The following is a 24,412-nucleotide window of genomic DNA, read 5'->3' on the forward strand; positions in this document are numbered from 1 at the left end:
AGCCTGCAACCGATTGTTGACATTTCACAAAAATACTATTGATGGTTTTGTTTTTCAACACGATGAAAAAACTTCTATCTGCTTGATGGTACCCTCAACAGATAGAAGTTTTTTTATTATACATTGCGTTTATAATTTTTTGTGCCGTCATATGAATAGAGCATCGGCTTTTTATCGACATAGGTTTCTAAATGAACAGGACGTCCCCATAGCTGGTAAATATAAGGTAATACATTTTCTAAATAGTGTGGATCTAACTCCATCCCTTCATAGCCATGAACTAAATATAGCTCGCCATTCCGCAAATAATCACCATTTTTTACCACAATATATGGGAAGCCTCCGTTTACACGCATGGATACAAGTTGATCGCGAACCATCTCGTGATCCTTATCCGTTATACGGTATTCATTCCCTTTCTTTTGGAACAAGTACAAATCTTCACGCTTCGCTAAATCCTTTGTTAAATAGTTTCGAATAAAGGAAATATCTGATTCTACCTCTCTTACCTCAAAAATCTTTTCACGTCCCGTATTTGGCAAAACACCTAACCGTTTCATTTCCTCGGTAGGATTATTATAGCGATTTTCAATATCCTCGAAAATTTTAATCCCAAGATAATATGGATTAATCGATGTTTTGGAGGGCTGCACAACCCCCGCATTTAATTTGGCATATTCGATAGTTTCAGCAGTAGTTAACTTTAGCTCCCGCATGATTCGTTGATGCCAGAATGAGGCCCAACCCTCGTTCATTATTTTAGTCTCTAATTGAGGCCAAAAATAAAGCATTTCCTCTCGCATCATTGTTAATATATCTCGTTGCCAGTCTTCCAATTCACGGCTATGTTCCTCTAAGAATAACAACAGGTCCTTTTCTGGCTGAGGAGGAAATTGCTTTAATCTGCGTCGAATTGGTTTATAAACTTTTTCTTTTTCTTCTATACTCCATAAATCATCATACGGTGATTTTGTTGGTGTTTTTTCCTCCTCAAGCTCATCCTCCTCACTCCAGGATAGCTTTGGTCTTAAAATTGATGGATCAATATGTTCTTGAATAGCTAAAACAGCATCTAAAAACTGCTCCACCTCATCCTTGCCATACTCTCTCTCATAGCCAGCTATTCGCTCCGCAGTTGCGGTCATACTTTCTACCATATCTCTTCTTGTATTAGAAAAACGTATATTATTTTTGAAGAAATCGCAGTGTGCTAGAACATGGGCAATAATCAATTTATTTTGGGTTAAAGTATTGGTATCGAGTAAAAATGCATAGCAAGGATTTGAATTAATGACAAGCTCATAAATCTGACTAAGTCCTAAATCATATTGAAGCTTCATTTTATGAAATTGTTTACCAAAGCTCCAATGGGAAAAGCGCGTGGGCATACCGTAGGCGCCAAATGTATAAATAATATCTGCTGGACAAATTTCATAACGCATTGGATAAAAATCTAAGCCAAAGCTTGAGGCAATTTCGGTAATTTCATCTATTGCACGATGAAGCTCTTTTGTGTCCATTTTACGCCCCCTCCTTTGAACGTGGTGCTGAGGATACTTCCATGTTACTCTTCACTTTTCTTGAAAAAGCTCTTTAAGGCGTCATACACATCGCCTTTTTTTCTCAAAATATGGTATCTGAATTTAGGATCATCAATTTTTTTATACGTATACATAAGCGTTGAGAATCGGTTATGCTGATTCACCTCACCATAGCCAAACATGCTGGATACATCCATTAACTCTCCTACTAGCTTCAAGCACTTTTCATTGTCCATCGATATATTTTCACCATCTGAAAAATGGACAGGATAAATATTGTAGCGAGACGGATGATATTTATCCTGAATTAATTCCAATGCCTTTTTATAAGCTGAAGAACAAATGGTTCCTCCACTTTCACCCTTTGTAAAAAACTCCTCTTCTGTGACAACCTTTGCCTCAGTATGATGAGCAATAAATTCAATTTCTACTGTTTCATATTTTGACCGTAAAAACTTCGTCATCCAAAAGAAGAAGCTTCTCGCACAATATTTTTCAAATGCGCCCATTGAGCCACTTGTATCCATCATGGCGAGCACTACTGCTTTGGATTCTGGTTTCTCCACTTCATCCCATGTTTTAAAACGTAAATCGTCATTGTGGATTGGCGTTATTTCTGCTTTCCCATGCATCGCATTGCGCTTTAATGCATTTAAAATGGTACGCTTTTTATCGACATTACCCATGAGTCCCTTTTTTCGAATATCATTAAACTCTATTTTTTCTGTTTTAATATCTGCCTTTTCTTTTTGCTGTAAATTAGGTAACTCTAATTCATGAAATAAAACATTTTGAATTTCCTCAATACTGACTTCCGCTTCATAATAATCTTGGCCAGGCTTGTCACCCGCTTCTTTTCCTTTACCTGGAGCCTGATTGGCCTTACTGCCATCCCGCGCTACTACATCTCCAACACTACTATCCCCTTGTCCCTGCCCTACATGCTTAGAGTTATCATAGTTATATCGAATTTTATATTCATCAAGTGACCGAATTGGTATCTTAATAACCTCGCGACCATTGGACATCACAATACTTTCTTCGCTAACTAAATCAGGTAAATTATTTTTAATCGCATCTTTCACTTTTTCCATATGGCGTTGTTGGTCTTGGTGCCCTTTACGATGGAGGGACCAATTTTCCTGAGAAATGACAAAGCGTTTATTTTCGTGTTCAGTCATTTTTATCCTCACCCATCTATCAAATTCGCTTTTTCTATACTATGCTTGTGAGCTAAATTTTTGAACTTTTTTCATAAAATCAATTGTATATCTATCAATCACGCCTCAATGGGTCCAGATTTTTTTCGACCATGCTCTAAAGTTTCTCTTCAAAGTCTCGGACATCCTCTGGGGCTTTTTGTTGATAAATCTCTCCTCCTGATAATAAAAGGAGTGCCCTAAAAATGGGACACTCCTATCTGACTTGGAACAATGAACATCAAGTTATCGATTGAGCAAACTTCCTACATACTGTAGCAACTCATTTGCTGATGTTGTATTATAGCCATGTTCATCAACAAGCCTTGCCACAACCTCATTAATCTTCTTCAGTTGAGATTCATCTGGCATTTTAGAAGAAGTAGTAATTTTAACGACATCTTTCAAATCTGCAAATAATTTCTTCTGAATGGCTTCTCGCAATCTTTCATGAGAATTATAATCAAAACGTTTACCTTTTCGTGCATAGGCAGAAATTCGAATGAGAATCTCTTCACGGAATGCCTTTTTAGCATTTTCTGAAATGCCAATTTGCTCCTCAATCGAGCGCATTAATTTTTCATCTGGATTCATTTCTTCCCCAGTAAGTGGATCATAAATTTTATTTTTATTACAGAATGCCTCTACATTATCAAGGTAGTTATTCATCAACGTTTTTGCAGATTCCTCATAGGAGTACACAAAAGCCTTTTGTACTTCATTTTTAGCAATTTCATCATATTCTCTACGAGCAACCGCAATGTAATTCATGTATTTTTCACGATCCTCTTGAGAAATGGATGCATGCTGATCTAACCCATCCTTCAATGCTCGTAAAACGTCTAATGCATTTATCGATGGTATCTCTTTGCGGATAATAGCAGAAGAAATACGATTAATAATATAGCGTGGATCAATACCGTTCATGCCTTCATTCGGAAACTCTTTCTTCAGCTCCTCTAAGTCAACGGAATTAAATCCCTCCACATTTTCTCCGTCGTACAAGCGCATTTTTTTAATTAGATCCACACCTTGTTTTTTCGGAACTTCCAAACGAGTGAGAACCGAAAAGATTGCTGCGGCCTTTAAAGCATGCGGTGCAATATGGACATGGGACATATCGCTCTCTTTTATCATCTTTTCATAAATATGCTCTTCCTGACTAACTTTGAGGTTGTAGGGAATTGGCATAACGATAATTCGAGAATGTAATGCCTCATTCTTTTTGTTCGAAATAAATGAACGATACTCTGTTTCATTTGTATGAGCAACGATTAACTCATCTGCACTAATTAAAGCAAATCTTCCTGCTTTGAAATTTCCTTCCTGCGTTAATGATAATAAATTCCATAAGAATTTTTCATCTAGTTTTAGCATCTCCTGGAATTCCATCATTCCTCTATTAGCCTTATTCAGCTCCCCATCAAAGCGGTAAGCACGAGGATCCGACTCTGAACCAAATTCACCAATTGTAGAAAAATCAATACTTCCTGTTAAATCTGCAATATCCTGTGATTTAGGGTCTGATGGTGTAAATGTCCCTATACCCACACGTTTATCTTCTGAAAAAGTAATACGTTCAATCATTACATTTTCAATGCGTCCATCGTATTCCTTTTCAAGACGCATTGTATTTAAAGGCGATAAACTTCCTTCAATTCTAATCCCATATTCCTCAAAGAACTCATTACGCAAATGATGTGGAATTAAATGGAGCGGATCTTCATGCATTGGACATCCCTTAATTGCGTAAACTGCACCTTCATCAGTTCGCGAATATTGCTCTAATCCGCGTTTTAGTAAGGTAACGATAGTTGATTTACCACCACTAACTGGTCCCATTAATAATAAAATACGTTTTCTAACATCTAACCTGCGTGCTGCTGGATGGAAATATTCCTCCACCAGTCTTTCAATTGCTGTTTCAAGCCCAAAAATTTCTTGTCCGAAAAATTTGTACATTTTTTGCCCATCGCGTTCCTCTACACCAGAACTTTTTATCATATTGTAGACGCGTGAATGGGCTGTTTGAGCAACTTCAGGTCTTTCCCTAATGATGTTTAAATAATCTGCAAATGTCCCTTCCCACTTCAGCCTGTTTTCTTCTTCGCGATAGTTTTTCACTTTATCTAAAATGTTAATAGCCTTCCCTCCATTCAGGGCTTGATTTATAACATAGTATGAAGTTAATGGCATGATGATACCATTACTTTTTCTTTGATGAAGTTTCTTCTTATTATTTCTATTTTTGGGGGCAAAAAAATTGCCGATATATCAACTGTTTTCATACATAGAACCTTACTGAATGAAGATAAAAATTTCGGTTATTCTAACGTTAGAAAGGAGGTCCATCATTGCATCGCCATTTTATATTTCTTTTCACATTTTTATTTTTAGGGATTATGCTGTACCCTTCTGCCTCTTTTGCAAAGGAGGATCTTACAGAAGAAGAAATTTTACAGCAGCGTATGTCCTATTATGTACAATTCGATGAATTACTCATTCCATGGCATTTTTTAGCTGCTATCGATCAATATGAAAGAAACCTACAATCAGTTCGTAAAGACATCCCTAAACGAGAAGGCTATTTGGCTATTCAATTTTCTGATGAATACTGGTCAGGTGCATTAAATCCTGTAAAGGAAGACACTTCTCCTGAGACAATTAGCTATTTCGGAGGAATGGGCCTTGACGGTAATCATGATGGAATCGCTAGTCCAAAGGATGATGAGGATGTCATTTTTTCGATGGCTAGTTATTTAGGGAAATTTGGAACAACAGATGAGGATTTTAAATTAGCATTATGGGAATATTACGGAAGCGAAGAAGCAGTCAATCAAATATTTACCATCTCCACATTGTACAGACATTTTAAAACTATAGAACTTGATGCACATACCTTCCCGCTAAATATCCGCTCTGATTACAGTTACAGGGGCACTTGGGGCGCCAATCGTGGTTGGGGTGGACGCCGTATTCATGAGGGAACTGATATTTTTGCCAGCTATGGAACGCCTGTATTATCTACCTCTTATGGAATAGTGGAGGTAAAAGGATGGAATCAATTTGGTGGCTGGCGTATTGGTATTCGCGACAATCATAATTCCTACCACTATTATGCCCACCTCGGTAGCTATCATAAGGAAATTGAAGTAGGTACAATTGTAAAACCTGGTACTGTTCTTGGCTATGTTGGAAGCTCTGGCTATGGAAAAGAAGGTACATCTGGCAAATTCCCTCCACATCTTCATTATGGTATTTATAAATTTAATGGAAGAACCGAATGGGCTTTTGACCCTTATCCTTCCCTTCTACAGTGGGAGCGCAAGGCGAAAAGTCAAAAACAATAGAGAATCCTTTACTTATGGCACTTGAAGCATTTTGCTTCAGGTGTATTTTCTTTCTACTTAGGAAATTCTACATAAATATATAAATTAGTCGTTAGATATCTATATATATTTAACTATAAACAAAAGGAAAATAATTATATCATTGTACTAAAAAACTATTTTTAAATATTTCTATCGAAAGGCTTATTAATACGCATAATTAGTTATAAAATAATACTTGTGTTGAAAAAATTTCTCAATGAGATAGTAAAGGGATGGGAAAATGAAAGGCATTATCAAGTTTAAAACACTTAAAACACGAATTTTAAGTGCATTTATTCTTTTGTTAGTTTTAGTAGTTAGCTTTACAACCTACACTTACAATTCCAATACAAATATGGAAAAACAGGCAAAAGATTTAGTAAAAGAAGATTTAGTTGTTTTAAATGCAAGTAAAAATTTAGCACTCTCTATGAGTGTCCGTCTATCTGCAGCGTTAAATTATGTGTTGACAGGCGACGAAAAATACAAAGAATCATTTGATGAGTATCGCAAAATGGCTGAGGAAAATAATGCTATTCTAGACAAATATGAAAAATCAGATGAACGCGATCAACTTGTAGCAATCGCTCGTGATTGGAGTACCCTTGTCAATACAGAGGTATTTGATATCTACCAAAAGGGCAATAAAGAATTAGCTTTAGAAAATTTAATGGATACACATGAACTCGTAACGAAAGTGCGATATGGTTACGAAAAACTGGCAGATGAACGCGCTAAAGCCATTACAGATGTCGGTAATGATGTTGTATCAACTAGCTCTGAGAATCGAACAATTGGTATCGTCTTTAGCTTGATTCTAACTATAGCTGGTATTCTAATTGCCATTATCACAGCCAGTACCATCTCTAAACCTGTTACAGTAGTAGCCGACCGGATGAAAGAATTAGCAGATGGAAATTTGCAACTAGAGCCTTTGCCTATAAAAACACGAGATGAAATTGGAACGTTAATGGTAGCAGCCAATGACATGAACGAAAAATTCAAACAAACGATCCAGTCTATCTACTCGGTTTCTGAAACAGTAGCAGCTAGTAGTGAAGAACTTGCTCAATCATCGAATGAGGTACAAGCAGGTACTGAGCAAATTACAGTAACGATGCAAGAGCTGGCATCTGGTACAGAAACACAAGCATCTACCACAGGTGATTTGGCAGAAACAATGACAGCATTTAAGCGTAGCATTCATGAAACTACACAAGAGGGCATTGAATTAAGCGAACATTCTAGTCATGTTCAAAAATTAACGGTTTCAGGGAAAAGTTTAATGGTGCAATCTACCAAACAAATGGCTACAATAAATGAAATTGTATTAGACTCTGTGAAAAAGGTAGAAAATTTAAATGAACAGTCTGCTGAAATATCCAAGCTAGTGTCAGTTATCGATGATATTTCAAACCAAACAAATTTACTTGCATTAAATGCAGCAATCGAAGCAGCACGAGCAGGTGAGCATGGCAAGGGTTTTGCTGTTGTGGCAGATGAAGTCCGAAAGCTTGCTGAGCAAGTACAGTTCTCTGTCACGGATATTGCAACAATTGTCCAGCGTATTCAAGGTGAGACTGGCAATGTAACATCTGCCCTTCAGACTGGCTATGAGGAAGTAAAAAGAGGAACAGCACAGCTCGATGAAACAAATGAAACATTTGAAAAAATTTCTGATGCTGTTGGGGATATGATTGTTAATATTTCAACGATTTCAACGAATTTAAATCAGCTTGCTCAAAATTCGGAAACCATTAATGCTTCTATTGATGATATGGCCTCCATTTCACAGGAATCCGCTGCTGGCGTTGAGCAAACAACAGCAACTGTTGAGGAAACCGCCGCTACAATGGATGAAATCGCTAGAAGTGCAAATCAGCTTGCTGGAATGGCCGAAGAGTTAAATACGCAGCTACAGCAATTTAAAATTTAATCATCTAAACAACAAAGGCTATCTCAAATTTTTCTATTTTGAGACAGCCTTCTCTCTTATTGCCAATGACTTATTGGCACTCGTTCCAGTTCATGACGTTTAATAATAACACTTATCTTTTGAAACCATTTCTCACAAAGCTCTATGGCTTCTTTATAGTCATCCTCCTCTTTTGATATGGGATCTTCACTATTATCCATGAACATATATTCTTGAATAGGCTCTGATAAATGATCTACTACTAACTTTAGCGATAGCTGTGAAATTGTATCTTCTTCTACCTCCTCTTCTTCTATTTCATCTGCTTCAGCAAGTAAGGAACCACTCATTAGATGATTCTTTGTTCTAACCGTAAATACTTCATCTTCCATAATGGCAACCTCATATATTCTGTTAAATGGAACCTCTATAATTTTTAGTTCTTCGTCTAAAGCTTCTCTTCGGGCGAAAATAAGCATGTTTGTCTGTTCATTTAACAGTAAAGCATTTAAAGCATCATTGGAAACTGTACATTGTGTATGAGGAATAGCCATTATCTCCTCCTCACTAGCTTCCGTCATGGCTGTCAAAGTTTGTATGGCAATGTAACGCTCTTTTAAATAACGGATACTCCCTAGACCGACTAAAGCCAGCCCGATTAAAAAAAATAGTTGCTTAATAATGACTAATTCAATGGCATTTGCTAGATAAAGATAGACAATCCCTAATAAAATGAAGAAAATATTTTTCATCCAATTCCCGCCTTTATCAAGATAATCACTAGAAAAATTCAGATGATGTACTAGCAATAGTATTCTTGATTCTATCGTTTCATTCTAATAAAAAACACGAATTCATTGAACTTTACAATGAATCCGTGCTTTTGCTTTTAACGACCTATTAGCTCTTCTTTACTACTTACGTCGTCTAATGTTTTATCTTTTTCTATTTTATGCATCTCAAGAACATGCTCAGATGGCGGAACGAGTAAGCTCACCACGACAATTGTGATACCAGTTATAACAACACCTGAAAATACAGGAGCCTGCCATAATTCATTTAATAGACCTATGAAGCCTTCTGATTGGATTGTCAGACTAGGTACGAATGTTAGTGATGTCACAATGTAATAAACTAAGCCAACGGAAATACTTGCCCAAACTGCTGGTGTACTGACACGTTTCCAAAATGGTCCTAAAACGATTGGCCAGAATATTGTTACGAATATAATATCCCAAGCTAAATAAGCTAAATCAATTACTTTTTGGAAGCTTACAGCTAGCACTAAACCTAATAAAGCACTAGCTAGAATAATAGATCGTGAAAATCTTAATAGCTTCTTAGGATCAGGATTACGATTAATAAAATCTAAATAAATATTCTTTGTGACAATCCCTGAAGTCGCTACATAACATGCAGCTACTGTAGACATCCCCATGGCTGCCATGGCTGTTAAGAAAATAGCTGCTAATAAAGGAGGAAAATAACCTTGTGCAAAGGTAAGCATCAATGTTTCTGGGTTTGTGCTTTCAGGATAAATAGACTTAAAGGCTTCCCCTAGCATCCCTGGAATCCAGCTTATTGCAATGACAATAATACCAGCAATAATCATGCTTCGTTGTGCCACCCGTGGACTTTTTGCAGCAGCTACCCTCTGCCCAAGGTCAACTGCAGGGATATCTCCAAGTGCTAGTACAAGATACAAAGTCCAGAATTCTGCTCCTGCCTTCTCAAATAATGTACTGATATTCCACCACTCGGGATTAAATGTAACATCTGGATAGTAAAACAAAATAAAAATGGTAATACCCAAAATACCTGCCACTGCAAGCGCACCTTGTACGATTTCAGTATAGGCAACTGCCCATAAACCACCAATAACTGAATAAATAGCCGTTAGCGATACAAATAGAAGCGCCGCAGGTATAAAATCAATTTGCAACAATTGCTGAATAATATACGTTCCACCAACTGTTAACGCCGCTGCATTAAAAACTCCAAAAGCAATTGCCATAACAACCCCTGTATAGGCTCCTAGCTTTTTACTGCCATAGCGTAAACCGTAGTAATCTGCTAATGTCCAGCCCTTTAAACGTCGTAATGGCTTTGTCCAAATGAGTGCTCCAAGAATCATACAAGTCCCTAAACCACCCATTGTTGCCGAACCTTCAAAGCCACCACTTGTATAGCCAGAGCCTACCGCTGCAAAAAAGAAGGGAGCTGCTAATAATGCAGCGACTAAACTACCCGTGACAACGGATAAAGGCATGCTCCAGCCAGCAACAATTAAATCCTCGGCTGTGTTGACACGCTTATAGCCTTTATAGCCAATATAATAGATAAATAATAAGTATAAGCAAAAGATAATAATATTTAACATTATTTACTCCTTCGTTTTCCATTAACCGTTCATTACGACCCCACCATTTGGCGTTAAAATTTGACCTGTATAGAAGTCAGCATGATTAGAGGCTAAAAATAATACACTTTTCGCAATTTCTTCTGGTTGCGCTAAACGTTTTAATGGATATTTTGCGGATTCTTCCTCCACATAGTTATCGCCAAACTCTTGTAGAATGTCCGTAAATGTTCCACTAGGAGCAACTGCATTGACAAGTATAGAAGGTGCTAATTCTCTTGCTAAAGCCTTTGTAAAAGCATTAATAGCACCCTTCGCAGCTGAATAATGCGTGAATTCTTCACAACCCAAGCTACCAATATCAGATGAAATATTAATGATTTTTCCTGTATTACGTTCCTTCATTCTTTTAGCTGCTTCACGGCAATTATAGAAACAGCCATATAAATGAACTTTAATCATACGATCCCACTGCTCATCCGTTAAATCTGTAATGCTGGAACCCTGTGCAAATCCAGCGTTATTTACAAGAATATCAAGATTCCCAAGATGCTCGTCCATAAATTGATGCATCGCTTGTACTTCTTGAGAGTTAGAAACATCTGCGTGGAATATTAAAGCTTTCACACCCAACTTTTCTGCTTCTGCACGTACAGCTTCTGCCTCTTGCTCATCCCCAATATAATTAATTAAAATATTGGCTCCATGTTGCGCAAAGCCTAAAGCAATTGCTTTACCGATTCCTTTACTAGAGCCTGTAATTAAAACATTTTTTCCTGTAAAATTAATGTCCATTATGATCATTCTCCAATTTGAATTTTGCCACTAGACCTTGCAGCTCTTCTGCTGTTTTGCCCAGTGATGAAGAGGCATCCTTTACTTCCTGCATGGTAGATAATTGCTCTTGTGTAGAATTCGAGACATTTGAAGAGAACTCTGCTGACTGCTCTGCAGATTGTTTAATATTATTAACAGATGCCGCCACTTCTTCTGAGGATGCAGAAATTTGTTGTGAGGCTGCTGAAATTTCACGTATTTGGCTAGCTACTTCTTCTGAGGAAGTAAGAATTTCTTTAAAGATTTCGCCTACTTCATTAGTAAATGCCATCCCTACCTTAACATCCTCTTTACCTTTCTCCATAACCGTGATAGAAGCGTTTGAATCAGACTGAATAGAACTAATTAAATTGTAAATTTCTGTTGCTGATTGAGAGGATTGTTCAGCTAAGCGTCTCACTTCATCCGCAACAACGGCAAAGCCTTTACCATGTTCACCTGCTCGTGCCGCTTCGATCGCAGCATTTAATGCTAATAGATTTGTTTGATCGGCAATAGCAGTAATTAAGCTAACAATTTCACTTATTTTTTTTGTATTAACATGTAGTCCATTAATGGTTGTACCTATTTGTTCAACAGAATCATTAATTAACTCCATTTGAGCAATAACTTGTTGTACAACTTCATTGCCTCGTTCAGAAGCCTGTGATGCTGAAATAGAGGATTCCGCAGCTACATTTGCAGAATCAGCAATTTGCTGAATACCTGTTGCAGTTTCTTCCATAGCAGCAGCTGTTTCCTCTGTCATGGTCATCGAGGCCTCAGCATTTTGTGTAATTTGATTCATGTCTAGTGCAATATTTGTTGAGCTGTTATAAGTTTCACCAGCATGTACCGTTAATTGATTGGCTGCTGAAGAAACGTGATTGGATGTATTGCGTATGTTTAAAATAATATGTTGCAAATTAGCCACCATTGTACGAATGGATTCAGATAATTTACCAATTTCATCCTTCGATGTCTCTAAATCCACATCTATTAATTCACCATTTGCCACTTGATTGGCAACGTTCACTACTTTTTTCAGTGGCTTTAATAGTCGATCTATAATTATGTAAACTAAAACTAATAAAATTAAAATGCCGATAATGGCAATGACAATTTGCTTAATCACACTTGTTTTAATAATCGTATTGATATAATCAGCGGAGTAATCAATCCCTAATAGGGCAATCAGTTGGCCATTATCATCTTTAATAGGACTAAAAACCGTTCTCCAAGAACCAAAAGGATCCTCGAATATATCAGTTACCTCTGTACTATTATTTTCAATAGCTAATTTTGCTGTTTCTACATGTTCATCCGCTAAATCAGTAAAAATTTCACCGGCTTCATATACTTCATTTAGATTAGAGGTATAGCCAATTGGATTGACGCCACCCTCATCCTTGACATCCCAAATATAACTCCAGCTCATAATACCTTGCTGGTCCTGAATCATATCAAGTTGCTTTTGGATCTTTGTAAACTTTGCGTTTGTTTCCCCTTTTTCGGACAGCAAATCTTTTACTTCATCACTGTCTAAGTTCATAGCTGTTAATAAACCAACACTTTTTAATTCTTGCTCCAAATCCACATTCATCCGATTATTCAATTCACTAATACTTTGCGTCGTAATAATAGCGATAAGCAGTAATACAACGATAGAGACTGTTAGTAAAAGCTTATTTTTTAATGATGTGTTTTTTAACAACTTCATTTCCCCTTTTCCTCCTTTGAACTTTACTTGCAAAAAAATGCCTATTTCAAAAGAAATAGGCATAAAAGAACAAAAACTAGAATGAGAATGATACAACTAGCACTCTTTTGCAACTCAGCCGCCATAGCATTTATTGCCTTAGACCTGTAGCTTTGCGTCTTTACTTTTCAGTAAATTTGCCTATATTTCCCTACCAAAATTAACACAGTAGGTAAAAGTAGTCAATGCTCTCTACTTAAAACATACATATTTTATACTAGCTGTTTCTTCATTAATAATTATATAAATTACTTAATTATGATTCATCTATTGAACAAAATAAAAACAGCTACAACCTCAATTAGCGTTGTAGCTGTCCACTTTCAATTCACTTACCCCTAAGTGTTTGAATAAATTATACGTTTTGTGTGACAAGTAATACGGATGGTATAAAGGATAACGCAAACATAGCGATATACCATACGGAAGTACGACGTAATGAAAAGCGTACTTTTTTTCGTTCCGCATAAAAAATATCTAACATAACTGCAACAATAAAAGGCATTGTAATACATGCAATAGCTACTAATAAGATGTCAAAATAAATCATACAAGCACCCCTTTGTCTGTGAACATTTTTCATCTTTTTTGTGAACATTTTGTGATAATTTTATTGTACACATTTTCGTCACAAATTGTCAACGAGTTTTAAAGAAAAAAATGGCACTTTATGATTGATATCCATTGTGCATTATGCTCTATATTTATATGTTAGGCCCCTTAAAAAATTTCGTACGAATGAATCGCCACACTCTTTATAATTACGATGACTTGGATTTCTTAAAATAGCACCTAATTCACCTTTTGTAACTTTAATGCCGCCGTCATATAAAATCTCAAGCATCTCCTCAGTTGTTAAAGCTAAAGCAATTTTTACTTTCTTTAGCAGCATATTATTTGGGCTTTCTTTACCTGACACAGGTAAAGGTCCAACAGCCTGTCCTTCTCTTGGTTTCTGAGGCCCGCGTTTAAAAGTAATTAATCCATTTAAAAATGCCTCTAACATTTTATTATTACATTTGATGTATTCCTCTGGCGCTTCTTCCTCATCATTAATCTTAATCAGCATATTTAATACTTCTTCCTTTGAATAATCCATGCCACCAAGTTTAAAAATTTCTACCATATCTACATTTTTTATATCGAACGCATAGCGTAAACGAATTAAGATATCATTATTTGTCATTTATATGTTCCTCCTTTAATTAACCTTATATAGTAAAGAGCCAGGCTTAATTATAACAGAGAGTTTGCTGATTATTGCTAGCTTTCCACAAGTTGTTGTTGTTAGCAAATAGCGTGTGCATTTCCTACTTTTTAAATGTATGAAAAATTTAATCGCAACCATTCTAAGGTCAAGGAGGTGAGAACAATGGCTAACAATAACCGCAGTTCAAATAAACTTCTAGTACCTGGAGTACATGAGGCTGTCAATCAAATGAAATATGAAATTGCACAAGAGTTTGGCGTTCAGCTTGGGCCAGAAGCATCTTCTCGCGCAAATGGTTCCGTTGGAGGAGAGATTACAAAACGCCTTGTTGAAATCGCTGAAAAACGTTCAAAAGGTTTATTATAATTAAATACTAATAAGAAAAGAACGAATCCCATTTACATAATTGGAATTCGTTCTTTCGTGCTCTATAAAATTATGCTGTTTGCAATTCCTTCCCTGAGCTCTTAAGCGTTAGCATAACGATAAAGGAAATACAATACAGTGCTGCTAAGTAAATCATCACGACAGTCATATCGTAGCTTTGTAAAATAAAGCCTACAAAGATTGGTGAAAACCCACCTATAGCTCGTCCAAAGTTAAAAATGGTGTTTGTTGCTGTACTGCGAATTTGTACTGGATAAAAGCTACTAATTAATGCACCATACCCTGCAAACATTCCATTAGAGAAGAATCCTACAACCGCACCGCCTACTAATATCGCTACTGCACCTGTTGCAAACGAGTAAAAGAATACAGCACATGCAGAGGCTACTAAAAAGATCCCGAATGTTCGCTTTGCACCAAAACGATCCATAAATCTACCAAACGTCAGCATTCCAATGATCATGCCAACTGCGGTACTAATTGTCCACAATGCTGAGCTTGAAACCGATAAACCTTGCGATTTCTGTAACATCGAAGGTAGCCAAATCATTAGACCATTATAGCCTGCAATTTGAACAGTTGCCATTAGAATTAGGGAGAGTGTTGTCATGGTGATACGAGGTGAAGCAAATAATTGTGCTAATTTCCCGTTCTCTTGCTTATTATTTTGTTGTTTCTGCGCTGCTAACCATTCTGGTGATTCATCAATATTTTTACGTACGATAAAGGCAAAAATAACTGGTAGTAATCCTACAAAGAATAATGCACGCCACCCTAAAGTTGGTAAAATAATAGCACTTAATAAAGCGGCTAAAATTACTCCATATTGTGCACCTACACTGACATAAGAGGATGCTCTGCCTTGTTTATTCTTTGGCCAAGCCTCCGCCACAAGCGCCATCCCAATACCATATTCTCCGCCAGCACCTAAACCAGCGATAAATCTATAAACATAAACTTGTTCAATACTTGTTGCTACTCCTGTTAAGGCCGTTCCGATGGCAAACAAAATAATCGTATACGTAAACACTTTTACTCGACCATATTTATCTGCTAATACACCGAAAATAATACCACCCAGTAGCATCCCAATATTCGTGATAGATGAAATCAATCCACCTGTTGCAAGATCAATATTAAATTCTGCAATAATCATTGTCATAGCAAAGGAAATAAACATAATGTCCATTCCTTCTAGCGTTAGCCCTGCCACTGAAGCAACCACGGTTTTTTTACGATAATCCATTCTTTTTAGCCTCCATTTTCTAGTTGTCGATCTCTTTTAGTGAATGGATTATAGCTGTCTTGTCCATTCTCTTTTGAAGCCTCACGGGACTTCCTTTAAAAGAGGAGTACGGAACAATAATAAAAGCCCTTCCGTCACAGAGGACAAAAGGGCATGACAAAGCAAAGATATTAGCTTAAAAATATCACATAGCCCTTTTCAGCCTCTCTGGACCGTATTAAAGGATTTATATATCGTTCATTTATACCGTTCTACATTCTATAAGATTACGGAAGAAAAAGCAATGGTCGAATAGTGGAAATTCAACACGGTATTTCTATAAAGTTTTGAGCAAACTGATAAATTAGATTGGCAGGTACAGCCAAATTAAGGTTTTGACCATCATCGAAGCCTGCTGTAATCAGACCAACCAATCGCCCATGCATATCCAATAAAGCACCACCTGAACTGCCATTTGATATAGCGGCTGTAAATTGAATCATAGACATTTGCCGAATATCACGAAAACCCGAAACAATCCCATCAGAAACTGAGTTAAACAATCCTAACGGACTGCCAATCGCCACAATTTTTTGACCTCGAACTAATTGTCCATCCATTTTTACAGGTAAAGGATGGCTTATTCTGTCTACCTTCAAAATAGCCAAATCATGCATATCATGATATTTCACAAATTGATGGGTAATATACTCGTTGGTATCATTTTCATAGAGCACAGAATAATATTTTCCACCACCCACAACATGCAGATTTGTTAAAATATATCCATCTTGGTGGAGAATGACACCAGAGCCATAGCATAAAACCTTGTCATCCTCCCCGAAGGTCTTAATCATCACAACAGATGTGGCTAAGGAGGCTAATTGCTCATAGCTCCACTCCTCCGTCGCATTCGTTTTTTGAGCAGGAATGTTCAATTGTCTTGAAGTACTTTTAATAGGCAATGTTATTTCTTTTTCATAGAAATGTCGACACATATGTAAGGTAGGTGACGCTTCTATTATAGGGTACAAATTGGCAATATCTCCTTTGGGATTCATGTAACAAATATCGCACCCCAGTGACGATAAGAAATATAAAAATAGTAATTCATGCTGCGTAATGTCACCTATAAAAACAATTTTGGGGGAAGTTGGATTTTCCTCCGAAAAAATTTGTGGTAAATAATAATCCATCCAATACAAAAATTTAACTGCAAAATTTTTTAACAACGTTTCATTAGGATAAGGCTGATTTTCTTTAAATAGTTGAATCATCTGTTTAAAGCTTAGCTTTTTTGTCCATTCAAGTTGATCACTCGCTAATTTACTGCACAAAGATAGCTTATACAGTAATTGCGGGTTTTCAGCAGCAGTCTGCCACATTCTCCAACTTTCCGACAATCTATCTACATCTTCCTTATTACGAATGACCTCAAGCTTATGCAGTCGTAAATAAAAAATGCTTTGCTTGGAGAAATACTCCTCCATTTTTAGAATCTCATCTTTATAAAAATCTACAGAATCAGGTATACCGATATATCGTAGAAAAACAACTTCCTTCGTAAGAGAATGTTTGTTGTGATTAATTTGCATAAACTCCTGAAAAGTATTTGCTGATTTATTGTATTTAATTTTTAACGGTCTAGTTGTCACAATCATCTTCATACAACTCCTATAAGCTCTTCATTACATATAATGGTACTTATATACAATTCTCTGATGTTTCTCTAAATCCTCTATTGATTGCAAACAAAAAAGCCCGACTCTATAAAGAATTGGACGTAGCTTTGGAATAAAGATTTAGAATAACAACTTCCAATGTTTTTGAGTTGTTCATTAGTATTCAATTAGTTGTTAATGCCACTCTAACATAATTAAAAACTAAAAAGATGTTTTATTCATTCAATATAGTGGAATAGATTGAATGTGAACATATATAGGAGGGATCAATAATGACAGTCAAATTGACAGTAGAAAACGTAGTACAGGCGAAACAAGAAGTGGAGAAATTAGAAGCGCAAGGATATCTTCGAGATAACATTTACATCTTTGCGCACTATGAAGAACGTGAAGATGATATTAACGAAGCACTCGGGACTGAAGAAGCTGGTATTAGCGAGCAAGGGTTCCTGACTTCTATGAAGAACCTGGTGAATTCCCGTGGAGATGAACTCCGCAACAAGTTAGCTTCTGTCGGCTTAAGTGAATCGGAAGCTGCTCAATTCGAGAAGGAACTGGATACAGGTAAATTGGTCATAGTTGCCAATAAGTAAAAACAAACCCGGGAATCCAATCCTGGGTTTGTTTCATTTTAACCTTCGTCTCTGTATTCAAGATAGCCTTTCAACTATTGTCAATGATCTGCTCGAGGAAATTTTCTTCTTCTTCATTAAAGAGTCTTCTTTAACAATATGGTCCTATTCATAAAGAATGATAATTTTCCTTATTACGGAAAAGCACCCGATAATAGAATAACTAAATATGATTTCCATCAGATTATTTCTCCCAAATTAATACTGCACGTTCTAAAACGGAATCCCAAGAATCCTTTCCTCCAGGAACCATCTCTTCTGAATCAAATTCCACATAATATACCGCATCGTTATTTCCACTTTCAGGTAGAACAAAGGTATCTTCTTGTCCAAGTCTCTTTTCATCATCAATCAGGTTTCTCGAAGGCGAATCAGCCACTGTTTTTGTATAATAAATAAAACTCACAATCTTTTTCTCTCCATCAATTTCAATTCCCATAGGAAACGTTCCGTGAACACCTGCACGGCTTTTGCCATAATATCGGGAAACCAACTGATGATCATTTTGTCTTTCGATTTTGATCAAATCTTCCGAATAAGGAATAACCGTTTCAAAATAGAAAACAGACAAATAGGTCCCCAATAAAATAAGTGCCGTTATGAAAACCGAAGTAATGGAAATGATCACTTTTTTCTTACGCCATTTTTTACTGATCTCTTTAAATTGAAAAGCCTTATTTTCTGCCGGGATATAAAGTTCCTGTTTCATGGTTTCATATTCTTTTTGACATTTTTCACAATGCTGTAAATGTTCGTCTACCATTTCTTTTGTATCTTCACTAACTACCTCATCAACATACAGAGGTAAAACATCTTGAATAATTGTGCATTTAATCTCTTTCATAATTCATCGCCTCCATATACTCGATAATTTGTTTTCTCGCTCTGTAAAAGGTAACCCTTGCCCACCCTGCACTTTTTCCAAAAAGACGTCCTATCTTTTCAAAAGGTAATTCTCCAAAAGTACGTAATGAAAAGACCTCCTTATATGGCTCATTCATCGAGTGAAGAAACTGATGAACCATGAAGGCATCTTCTTCATTCATCAAATGCTTTACAATTTGCACTTCCATACTTGATTCTTCTACTGCACCTGAATCTACTTGTCGTTTCTTTCTTTTGTAGTGTGAGAAATATGTATTTTTCGCAATTGTAAAAAGCCATGCTCGAATATCCTTAGAATCATCAAATTTTTTTATTGCTTTTAATGCCTTAAAAAATGCTTCTTGTGTTATTTCCTCGGCTATGCGCTCATCGTGACTTAATGATAGGATATATAAATAAACTTCTTTAAAGTATTCCTGATAGATTTCCTCAAAGTCCACCTATTTTCACCCCTTTCACTTATATAACTCTTAGAATTTAATTACGTTACAAAAATATGTTATTTTCGATTACCAATCTACAAATGATTCAGGGGCGATATTGTTATTTTCACAAACATAAAAACAAGAGCCCCCTAGCATCTGACAAAACCTCAATAGCGATAAATTGAAAGGAGCAAAGAAAGGGAAATCTCATCCTCAAATCTTTGCTCCTATTTCTACTGTTATTTACTTGACTTTATTGGTAGTTCCATCATTTCATTGTCATTCAATATTGTTTGATTCAAAGTTGTCCAGTAATACACGCACTTCATCCGTTGATTTTGTGTTCATCAATTGACTTCTTAATTCACCAGCTCCTCGGAATCCTTTGACATAAATTTTGAAGAAGCGATGAAGTCCTGCGATGGAACGTGGTAGTTCTTCCGCGTATTGATCTTGAAGATCAAGCTGCAGTCTTAAAAGATTAAGATACTCTTTACTGCTATGCTCTTTTGGCTCTTTTTCAAAAGCAAAAGGATTTTTAAAAATACCTCGTCCAATCATCACGCCATCAATCCCGTATTGTTCAGCTAGTTGGAGTCCCGTTTGACGGTCAGGAATATCTCCATTGATCGTCAGTAGCGTATTAGGTGCAATACGGTCACGAAGTTTTTTGATTTCCGGAATAAGCTCCCAATGCGCATCTACTAGGCTCATTTCCTTTCTTGTTCGTAGATGAATCGAAAGGTTCGCAATATCCTGCTTTAATATATGCGTTAGCCAATCCTCCCACTCATTTACATCCTTGTAGCCAAGCCGTGTTTTCACGCTAACAGGCAGTCCCCCCGCTTTTGCTGCTTGAATTAATTCTGCGGCCACATCTGGTCGGAGAATAAGGCCACTCCCCTTCCCTCTTGATGCTACATTCGGTACAGGGCAGCCCATGTTAATATCAATGCCTTTAAAACCTAGCTCTGCCATGCCAATACTCATTTCACGGAAATATTCGGCATTATCTCCCCAAATATGTGCCACCATTGGCTGCTCATCTTCTGTAAAGAGCAAACGACCGTGCACACTTTTCTTTCCCTCTGGATGACAGTAGCTATCCGAATTTGTAAACTCAGTAAAAAAAACATCTGGTCGACCTGCTTCACTTACAACGTGACGAAAAACAACATCCGTTACATCTTCCATCGGTGCAAGCACAAAAAAAGGCCGTGGTAAATCGCGCCAAAAATTATCTATCATGTTAATTCCAAATCCTCTCACTATGGACATATTGATATATTTACCTCATTACCTAATAGAGGTAGAAGCATTATTTATCAAGAGCTAATGTAAAAATCAACAATGTTTATTTTAACGAAAATCAGTCCTAAATGGTATTTTAACAAACAAAAAAGTAGATGGTATAGATTGTTTCTACCTCATCTACTTTTATTATACCTAATTTTCATTTCTATATTTTTTCGAATGGATCCATTTGTGAGGTGGATTTAAACAAAATAGATAATATGACTGCAATACTATCGGGTGGAACTCAAATATTTACTTTCTATATTTGAGTTCTGCCGTTATCTTCTTGCATCTGTTTATTATACTGTACCTCTGGTTTCTCTGGTTTTTTCGACCAATAGGTAGCGAGAATCGGACCAGAAATATTATGCCAAACAGCCCCAAGTACACTAGGTAGGGCCGCTAAGGGACCGAAGTGGGCAGTGGCTAACGCTACACCCAGACCAGAGTTCTGCATTCCAACTTCAATTGAAATAGCTCTTCGATTGCTTTCATCGAGGCCTAATACACGAGCTGTTATATAACCAAATAACAATCCGAATGCGTTATGAAGCACTACAGCTGCAAAAATAATGGAGCCTGCCGAAGCGATGGTATCGACATTACCAGCAACAACAGCAGATACAATAATCATAATAGCAACTACTGAAATAAGAGGAATCACATTAATACTTTTTTCTACGATTTGAGGAACAACTCTTCTGATAACTATCCCTAGGATAATAGGGATAATAATTACTTGAATAATTGAAGTAAACATCGCTATGGGATCAACTGGCATCCATTTACCCGCAAGTAATAATAGTATAAGTGGTGTGGCAATTGGAGCTAATAATGTCGAAAAGGATGTCATTGTGATGGACAAAGGTACATTTCCTTTAGCTAAATACACCATGACGTTTGAAGCAGTTCCACCTGGTACAGATCCAAGAAGGACTAGCCCTGCAGCTAATTCTGCAGGCAAGTTCATTATATAAGCAATTAAAAAAGCGGAAAGTGGCATGATAACATATTGAGCACATACACCAATAATGACTGGTACTGGATTCGTGATAACCAATTTAAAATCAACTGCTTTTAACGTCAGACCCATGCCAAACATAACAATGCCTAGCAAAATCGTGATATACCCGCCAAATATTAAAAAGGGTTCTGGAGCTATAAAGGCAATAACAGCAATACAAATAACCCATATAGCAAAGTATTTTCCAGCAATCGTACTAATCGCTTCTAAAATTTTCATATTTCCACTCCCTATATTTTTATTTTCAATATTTTATTCGGATTGAAAAGTGTGTCAGGGTCAAGTGCTTGTTTAATCTTTTCCATCACTAGAAGTGCTTTACCGTGTTCTTTCTCTTGATATTTCTGCTTACCAATGCCCACACCATGTTCTCCTGTGCAAGTTCCTCCTCGTTCCAGTGCATACATCACAATCAACTCATTTAATTCATCAGCTTTCTTTATTTCCTTTGGATCATTCATATCAATCATTAATAGTACATGGAAATTTCCATCACCAACATGTCCAACAACCCCACCTGTAAGCGCTAACATATCAAGTGCTTCTCTTGCATGTTCAATAGCACCTGCTAACTCGGATATCGGTAAGCAAACATCGGTTACCATTAGTTTTTTTCCTGGGTGTCCGTGGACATAGGCGTAAGCTAAATTATGGCGAGCTTCCCATAGCTGATTTCGGGCTGCATTATCCATCTCAAATTCAATATTTTTGCAATTATGAGCCGCTACAATCTCTTTCATAAATTCTACATCCTGCCTTAAGCCAGCCTCATTTCCCTCAAATTCCAAAAATAAGGTTGGTTGTTCCTCATAAGCTGTTTGACTATACAAGTTCACTTGTTTCATTGAAGGTTCATCTACAAGTTCAACTCTTGCAATGGGAATTGCCGCTTGTAGAATACTCACAACTCCTTCCACAGCATCATTCACTGTTTCGAAGGACGCTCTAGCAGCCATGACACATTCAGGAATACCATAAACTCTTAACGTCAACTCAGTAAAACAACCAAGTGTTCCCTCTGACCCAACAAAGAGACCGTTTAAATGATAGCCCGATGAAGATTTCTCTGCTAAATTTCCTGTATGAATCACTGTTCCATCTGACAGAACAACCTCTAAATCTCGAACTTGATCGCGCATAGTTCCATATTTAACAGATGTTGTCCCACTAGCATTTGTTGCGGCCATTCCTCCAATTGTCGCATCTGCTCCTGGGTCTACGGAGAAAAATAATCCATATTTCTTCAACTCTTTATTCAATTGAGAACGTGTCACCCCTGGTTGAACTTTCACAAGAAAGTCCTTCTCTCTAACTTCTACTATTTTGTTCATGAGTGAAAAATCAATTGTTATCCCATGATTATAAGGAATCACATGTCCTTCTAAGCTTGTTCCTCTTCCAAATGGCACTATTGGTACTTTGTATTGATTTGCTATGTTCATTATCTTACTCACTTCTTCTGTCTTTGTCGGAAATACCACAATATCGGGTAGACAGGCACTATGATAGGATTCATCACTGCTATGCTGTTCTAAAATCGTTTGATTGATTGTCACTTCAATTTCTGGAAGAACACTTCGTAGGGCCATCACTAATTCTTCATTTGTAGTAATCATTTTTTCCTTCCCCTTTTGCTCTCATAGTATTTGGATGGTTTAATTAATAATTTTATATGTCATACCAATTTTCTATATTCTTAAAATTGGTCCAACCTTTTTACATTGTACTAAATATTCAGAAAATATCAACTATTATTTTTTTTCGTAAATTGATAAACATGCTGTATTTCTGTATGATTAAAGCGTTTATAGTACTATGTATTTAAGGTGGTGAGATAGGTAATGCCTCAACCAAAGAAAAAAGCGTATCAAGTAATTGTTGATCAAATAAAGGAATATTTTTTAAATGGTGAATTACAGCCTGGGGATAAACTCCCGACAGAAAGAGAATTAGCGAGTCGTTTTAATGTCAGTCGAACATCGGTAAGAGAGGCACTTCGAAAGCTTGAAATAAAGGGATTTATTGAAATTAAACAAGGCAGTGGTAGCTTTATTAAAACAGCAGAGTCCCATACTTTAGGTGAAGAACTTTCCTCTACAATTATTAATACTGAAAAAAAATTAATTTATGAAATGTTGGAGCTTCGCCAAGCACTTGAAGTGGAGTGTGCCTTTTTAGCTTCACGACGAGCTACTTCTGTAGACTTAGAACGAATTAGCCAAGCATTAGACATGATGGATCAAAGTAAAAATGATGTAGAATTAGGAATTCAAGCAGACCTAAGTTTCCATCTTAATATTGTACTCGCCTCACATAATTCAATATTTTTACAACTGTTCCAAACCCTTAGTGAGCATATGCAAGACACAATCCGAGCTACCCGCAGACAACGCTTGGAAGATCCAGAACGAACGCAAGAGACTATCGATGAACATAAAAAAATTTACTTAGCCATCGCTTCTGGAGATGCGAACCAAGCTAAGCAACTCATGGAAAACCATATCACGCAAATAAGACGAGAATTGACAGAGTCACTTTTAAGTCATATTGGAGAAAAAAACAATTAAAACTAGAGATACACAATTATATATAGTTTATAAGTGATGAGATGTTCTGAATGGTTTTTGTCAGTGGGAATTGGCTCAATTAGTGAATGTATAAGATGGATGAAATTACATCGAAAAAA

At 36.7% G+C, this 24,412-nt stretch carries 21 protein-coding genes and 1 riboswitch; of the genes, 5 read left to right on the forward strand and 16 right to left on the reverse strand.

The window, feature by feature from the left end; translation table 11 throughout:
- Positions 1 to 116: 116 nt before the first annotated feature.
- From NYE73_RS21240 to NYE73_RS21250, 3 genes are all read right to left on the reverse strand, one after another.
- Positions 117 to 1,520, reverse strand: a complete 1,404-nt coding sequence (locus tag NYE73_RS21240) for a SpoVR family protein (protein ID WP_066038215.1) — start codon at positions 1,518 to 1,520, stop codon at positions 117 to 119.
- A gap of 44 nt (positions 1,521 to 1,564) precedes the next feature.
- Positions 1,565 to 2,722, reverse strand: a complete 1,158-nt coding sequence (gene yhbH, locus NYE73_RS21245) for a sporulation protein YhbH (protein WP_048394843.1) — start codon at positions 2,720 to 2,722, stop codon at positions 1,565 to 1,567.
- 264 nt (positions 2,723 to 2,986) lie between these two features.
- On the reverse strand, positions 2,987 to 4,882 hold the full coding sequence (locus NYE73_RS21250) for a PrkA family serine protein kinase (RefSeq protein ID WP_066038234.1): 1,896 nt from the start codon (positions 4,880 to 4,882) through the stop codon (positions 2,987 to 2,989).
- Positions 4,883 to 5,094: 212 nt separating this feature from the next.
- On the opposite strand from NYE73_RS21250, the gene NYE73_RS21255 reads away from it, so the two are divergent.
- Both NYE73_RS21255 and NYE73_RS21260 read left to right on the forward strand, forming a co-directional pair.
- On the forward strand, positions 5,095 to 6,090 hold the full coding sequence (locus tag NYE73_RS21255; RefSeq protein ID WP_259951018.1) for a M23 family metallopeptidase: 996 nt from the start codon (positions 5,095 to 5,097) through the stop codon (positions 6,088 to 6,090).
- A 262-nt stretch (positions 6,091 to 6,352) separates the two neighbouring features.
- Positions 6,353 to 8,047: a methyl-accepting chemotaxis protein gene (locus tag NYE73_RS21260; protein ID WP_259951017.1), complete on the forward strand. Its 1,695-nt coding sequence runs from the start codon at positions 6,353 to 6,355 to the stop codon at positions 8,045 to 8,047.
- Between the two features lie 56 nt (positions 8,048 to 8,103).
- Here the strand turns inward: NYE73_RS21260 and NYE73_RS21265 are convergent, their stop codons facing one another.
- From NYE73_RS21265 to NYE73_RS21290, 6 genes are all read right to left on the reverse strand, one after another.
- Positions 8,104 to 8,778, reverse strand: a complete 675-nt coding sequence (locus NYE73_RS21265) for a hypothetical protein (RefSeq protein WP_054548995.1) — start codon at positions 8,776 to 8,778, stop codon at positions 8,104 to 8,106.
- Between the two features lie 137 nt (positions 8,779 to 8,915).
- Positions 8,916 to 10,406, reverse strand: coding sequence for a sodium:solute symporter family protein (locus tag NYE73_RS21270; protein ID WP_066038212.1), 1,491 nt, complete (start codon positions 10,404 to 10,406; stop codon positions 8,916 to 8,918).
- Between the two features lie 21 nt (positions 10,407 to 10,427).
- Entirely contained in the window at positions 10,428 to 11,180 is a 753-nt protein-coding gene (locus NYE73_RS21275; protein WP_009374257.1) for an SDR family NAD(P)-dependent oxidoreductase, read from the reverse strand.
- A complete protein-coding gene (locus NYE73_RS21280; protein ID WP_009374258.1) occupies positions 11,170 to 12,921 on the reverse strand; it encodes a methyl-accepting chemotaxis protein in 1,752 nt (583 codons plus the stop codon). The genes NYE73_RS21275 and NYE73_RS21280 overlap by 11 nt, the downstream gene beginning before the upstream one ends.
- 105 nt (positions 12,922 to 13,026) lie before the next feature.
- Positions 13,027 to 13,112: riboswitch (cyclic di-GMP riboswitch) on the reverse strand.
- Positions 13,113 to 13,315: 203 nt separating this feature from the next.
- A complete protein-coding gene (locus NYE73_RS21285; protein WP_004225659.1) occupies positions 13,316 to 13,510 on the reverse strand; it encodes a hypothetical protein in 195 nt (64 codons plus the stop codon).
- A 141-nt stretch (positions 13,511 to 13,651) separates the two neighbouring features.
- The gene (locus tag NYE73_RS21290) at positions 13,652 to 14,146 is read right to left on the reverse strand and encodes a YehS family protein (RefSeq protein ID WP_048394854.1); all 495 of its coding nucleotides are present in this window, start codon (positions 14,144 to 14,146) and stop codon (positions 13,652 to 13,654) included.
- A 186-nt stretch (positions 14,147 to 14,332) separates the two neighbouring features.
- Here NYE73_RS21290 and NYE73_RS21295 point away from each other — a divergent pair, with 186 nt between their 5' ends.
- Positions 14,333 to 14,536: an alpha/beta-type small acid-soluble spore protein gene (locus tag NYE73_RS21295; protein WP_004225662.1), complete on the forward strand. Its 204-nt coding sequence runs from the start codon at positions 14,333 to 14,335 to the stop codon at positions 14,534 to 14,536.
- A 70-nt stretch (positions 14,537 to 14,606) separates the two neighbouring features.
- Here NYE73_RS21295 and NYE73_RS21300 read toward each other — a convergent pair whose 3' ends face one another.
- Both NYE73_RS21300 and NYE73_RS21305 read right to left on the reverse strand, forming a co-directional pair.
- Positions 14,607 to 15,803 (reverse strand): MFS transporter, encoded by a 1,197-nt coding sequence (locus tag NYE73_RS21300; protein WP_004225665.1) that lies wholly within the window; start codon positions 15,801 to 15,803, stop codon positions 14,607 to 14,609.
- A gap of 302 nt (positions 15,804 to 16,105) precedes the next feature.
- Positions 16,106 to 17,443, reverse strand: a complete 1,338-nt coding sequence (locus tag NYE73_RS21305; protein ID WP_259951016.1) for a trypsin-like peptidase domain-containing protein — start codon at positions 17,441 to 17,443, stop codon at positions 16,106 to 16,108.
- A 293-nt stretch (positions 17,444 to 17,736) separates the two neighbouring features.
- On the opposite strand from NYE73_RS21305, the gene NYE73_RS21310 reads away from it, so the two are divergent.
- Positions 17,737 to 18,057: a general stress protein gene (locus NYE73_RS21310; RefSeq protein ID WP_069481407.1), complete on the forward strand. Its 321-nt coding sequence runs from the start codon at positions 17,737 to 17,739 to the stop codon at positions 18,055 to 18,057.
- 223 nt (positions 18,058 to 18,280) lie between these two features.
- On the opposite strand, the gene NYE73_RS21315 is transcribed toward NYE73_RS21310, so the two are convergent.
- The 5 genes from NYE73_RS21315 to NYE73_RS21335 form a co-directional block, all read right to left on the reverse strand.
- Entirely contained in the window at positions 18,281 to 18,940 is a 660-nt protein-coding gene (locus NYE73_RS21315) for a zf-HC2 domain-containing protein (RefSeq protein ID WP_259951015.1), read from the reverse strand.
- Entirely contained in the window at positions 18,927 to 19,421 is a 495-nt protein-coding gene (locus NYE73_RS21320; RefSeq protein WP_259951014.1) for an RNA polymerase sigma factor, read from the reverse strand. Before NYE73_RS21320 ends, NYE73_RS21315 begins: the two co-directional genes overlap by 14 nt.
- A 264-nt stretch (positions 19,422 to 19,685) precedes the next feature.
- Positions 19,686 to 20,654 (reverse strand): tRNA dihydrouridine synthase, encoded by a 969-nt coding sequence (locus NYE73_RS21325; RefSeq protein ID WP_259951013.1) that lies wholly within the window; start codon positions 20,652 to 20,654, stop codon positions 19,686 to 19,688.
- Positions 20,655 to 20,961: 307 nt separating this feature from the next.
- Positions 20,962 to 21,945: a bile acid:sodium symporter family protein gene (locus NYE73_RS21330; protein ID WP_259951012.1), complete on the reverse strand. Its 984-nt coding sequence runs from the start codon at positions 21,943 to 21,945 to the stop codon at positions 20,962 to 20,964.
- A gap of 11 nt (positions 21,946 to 21,956) precedes the next feature.
- Positions 21,957 to 23,342, reverse strand: coding sequence for an FAD-binding oxidoreductase (locus tag NYE73_RS21335; protein WP_112116704.1), 1,386 nt, complete (start codon positions 23,340 to 23,342; stop codon positions 21,957 to 21,959).
- A gap of 225 nt (positions 23,343 to 23,567) precedes the next feature.
- Here NYE73_RS21335 and NYE73_RS21340 point away from each other — a divergent pair, with 225 nt between their 5' ends.
- Complete coding sequence (locus NYE73_RS21340) at positions 23,568 to 24,293, forward strand: FadR/GntR family transcriptional regulator (RefSeq protein WP_259951011.1); 726 nt, start codon at positions 23,568 to 23,570, stop codon at positions 24,291 to 24,293.
- Positions 24,294 to 24,412: the final 119 nt, after the last annotated feature.

The organism is Lysinibacillus sp. FSL K6-0102, from assembly GCF_038003545.1.
Classification (GTDB): domain Bacteria; phylum Bacillota; class Bacilli; order Bacillales_A; family Planococcaceae; genus Lysinibacillus; species Lysinibacillus capsici.

Coding starts and splice junctions, on each gene's coding strand:
- NYE73_RS21295 (WP_004225662.1), top strand. CDS start 14,333: ATGGCTAACAATAACCGCAGTTCAAATAAACTTCTAGTACCTGGAGTA.
- NYE73_RS21335 (WP_112116704.1), bottom strand. CDS start 23,342: ATGATTACTACAAATGAAGAATTAGTGATGGCCCTACGAAGTGTTCTT.
- NYE73_RS21330 (WP_259951012.1), bottom strand. CDS start 21,945: ATGAAAATTTTAGAAGCGATTAGTACGATTGCTGGAAAATACTTTGCT.
- NYE73_RS21315 (WP_259951015.1), bottom strand. CDS start 18,940: ATGAAAGAGATTAAATGCACAATTATTCAAGATGTTTTACCTCTGTAT.
- NYE73_RS21260 (WP_259951017.1), top strand. CDS start 6,353: ATGAAAGGCATTATCAAGTTTAAAACACTTAAAACACGAATTTTAAGT.
- NYE73_RS21300 (WP_004225665.1), bottom strand. CDS start 15,803: ATGGATTATCGTAAAAAAACCGTGGTTGCTTCAGTGGCAGGGCTAACG.
- NYE73_RS21270 (WP_066038212.1), bottom strand. CDS start 10,406: ATGTTAAATATTATTATCTTTTGCTTATACTTATTATTTATCTATTAT.
- NYE73_RS21275 (WP_009374257.1), bottom strand. CDS start 11,180: ATGGACATTAATTTTACAGGAAAAAATGTTTTAATTACAGGCTCTAGT.
- NYE73_RS21285 (WP_004225659.1), bottom strand. CDS start 13,510: ATGATTTATTTTGACATCTTATTAGTAGCTATTGCATGTATTACAATG.
- yhbH (WP_048394843.1), bottom strand. CDS start 2,722: ATGACTGAACACGAAAATAAACGCTTTGTCATTTCTCAGGAAAATTGG.
- NYE73_RS21265 (WP_054548995.1), bottom strand. CDS start 8,778: ATGAAAAATATTTTCTTCATTTTATTAGGGATTGTCTATCTTTATCTA.
- NYE73_RS21310 (WP_069481407.1), top strand. CDS start 17,737: ATGACAGTCAAATTGACAGTAGAAAACGTAGTACAGGCGAAACAAGAA.
- NYE73_RS21280 (WP_009374258.1), bottom strand. CDS start 12,921: ATGAAGTTGTTAAAAAACACATCATTAAAAAATAAGCTTTTACTAACA.
- NYE73_RS21290 (WP_048394854.1), bottom strand. CDS start 14,146: ATGACAAATAATGATATCTTAATTCGTTTACGCTATGCGTTCGATATA.
- NYE73_RS21305 (WP_259951016.1), bottom strand. CDS start 17,443: ATGATTGTGACAACTAGACCGTTAAAAATTAAATACAATAAATCAGCA.
- NYE73_RS21325 (WP_259951013.1), bottom strand. CDS start 20,654: ATGATAGATAATTTTTGGCGCGATTTACCACGGCCTTTTTTTGTGCTT.
- NYE73_RS21240 (WP_066038215.1), bottom strand. CDS start 1,520: ATGGACACAAAAGAGCTTCATCGTGCAATAGATGAAATTACCGAAATT.
- NYE73_RS21340 (WP_259951011.1), top strand. CDS start 23,568: ATGCCTCAACCAAAGAAAAAAGCGTATCAAGTAATTGTTGATCAAATA.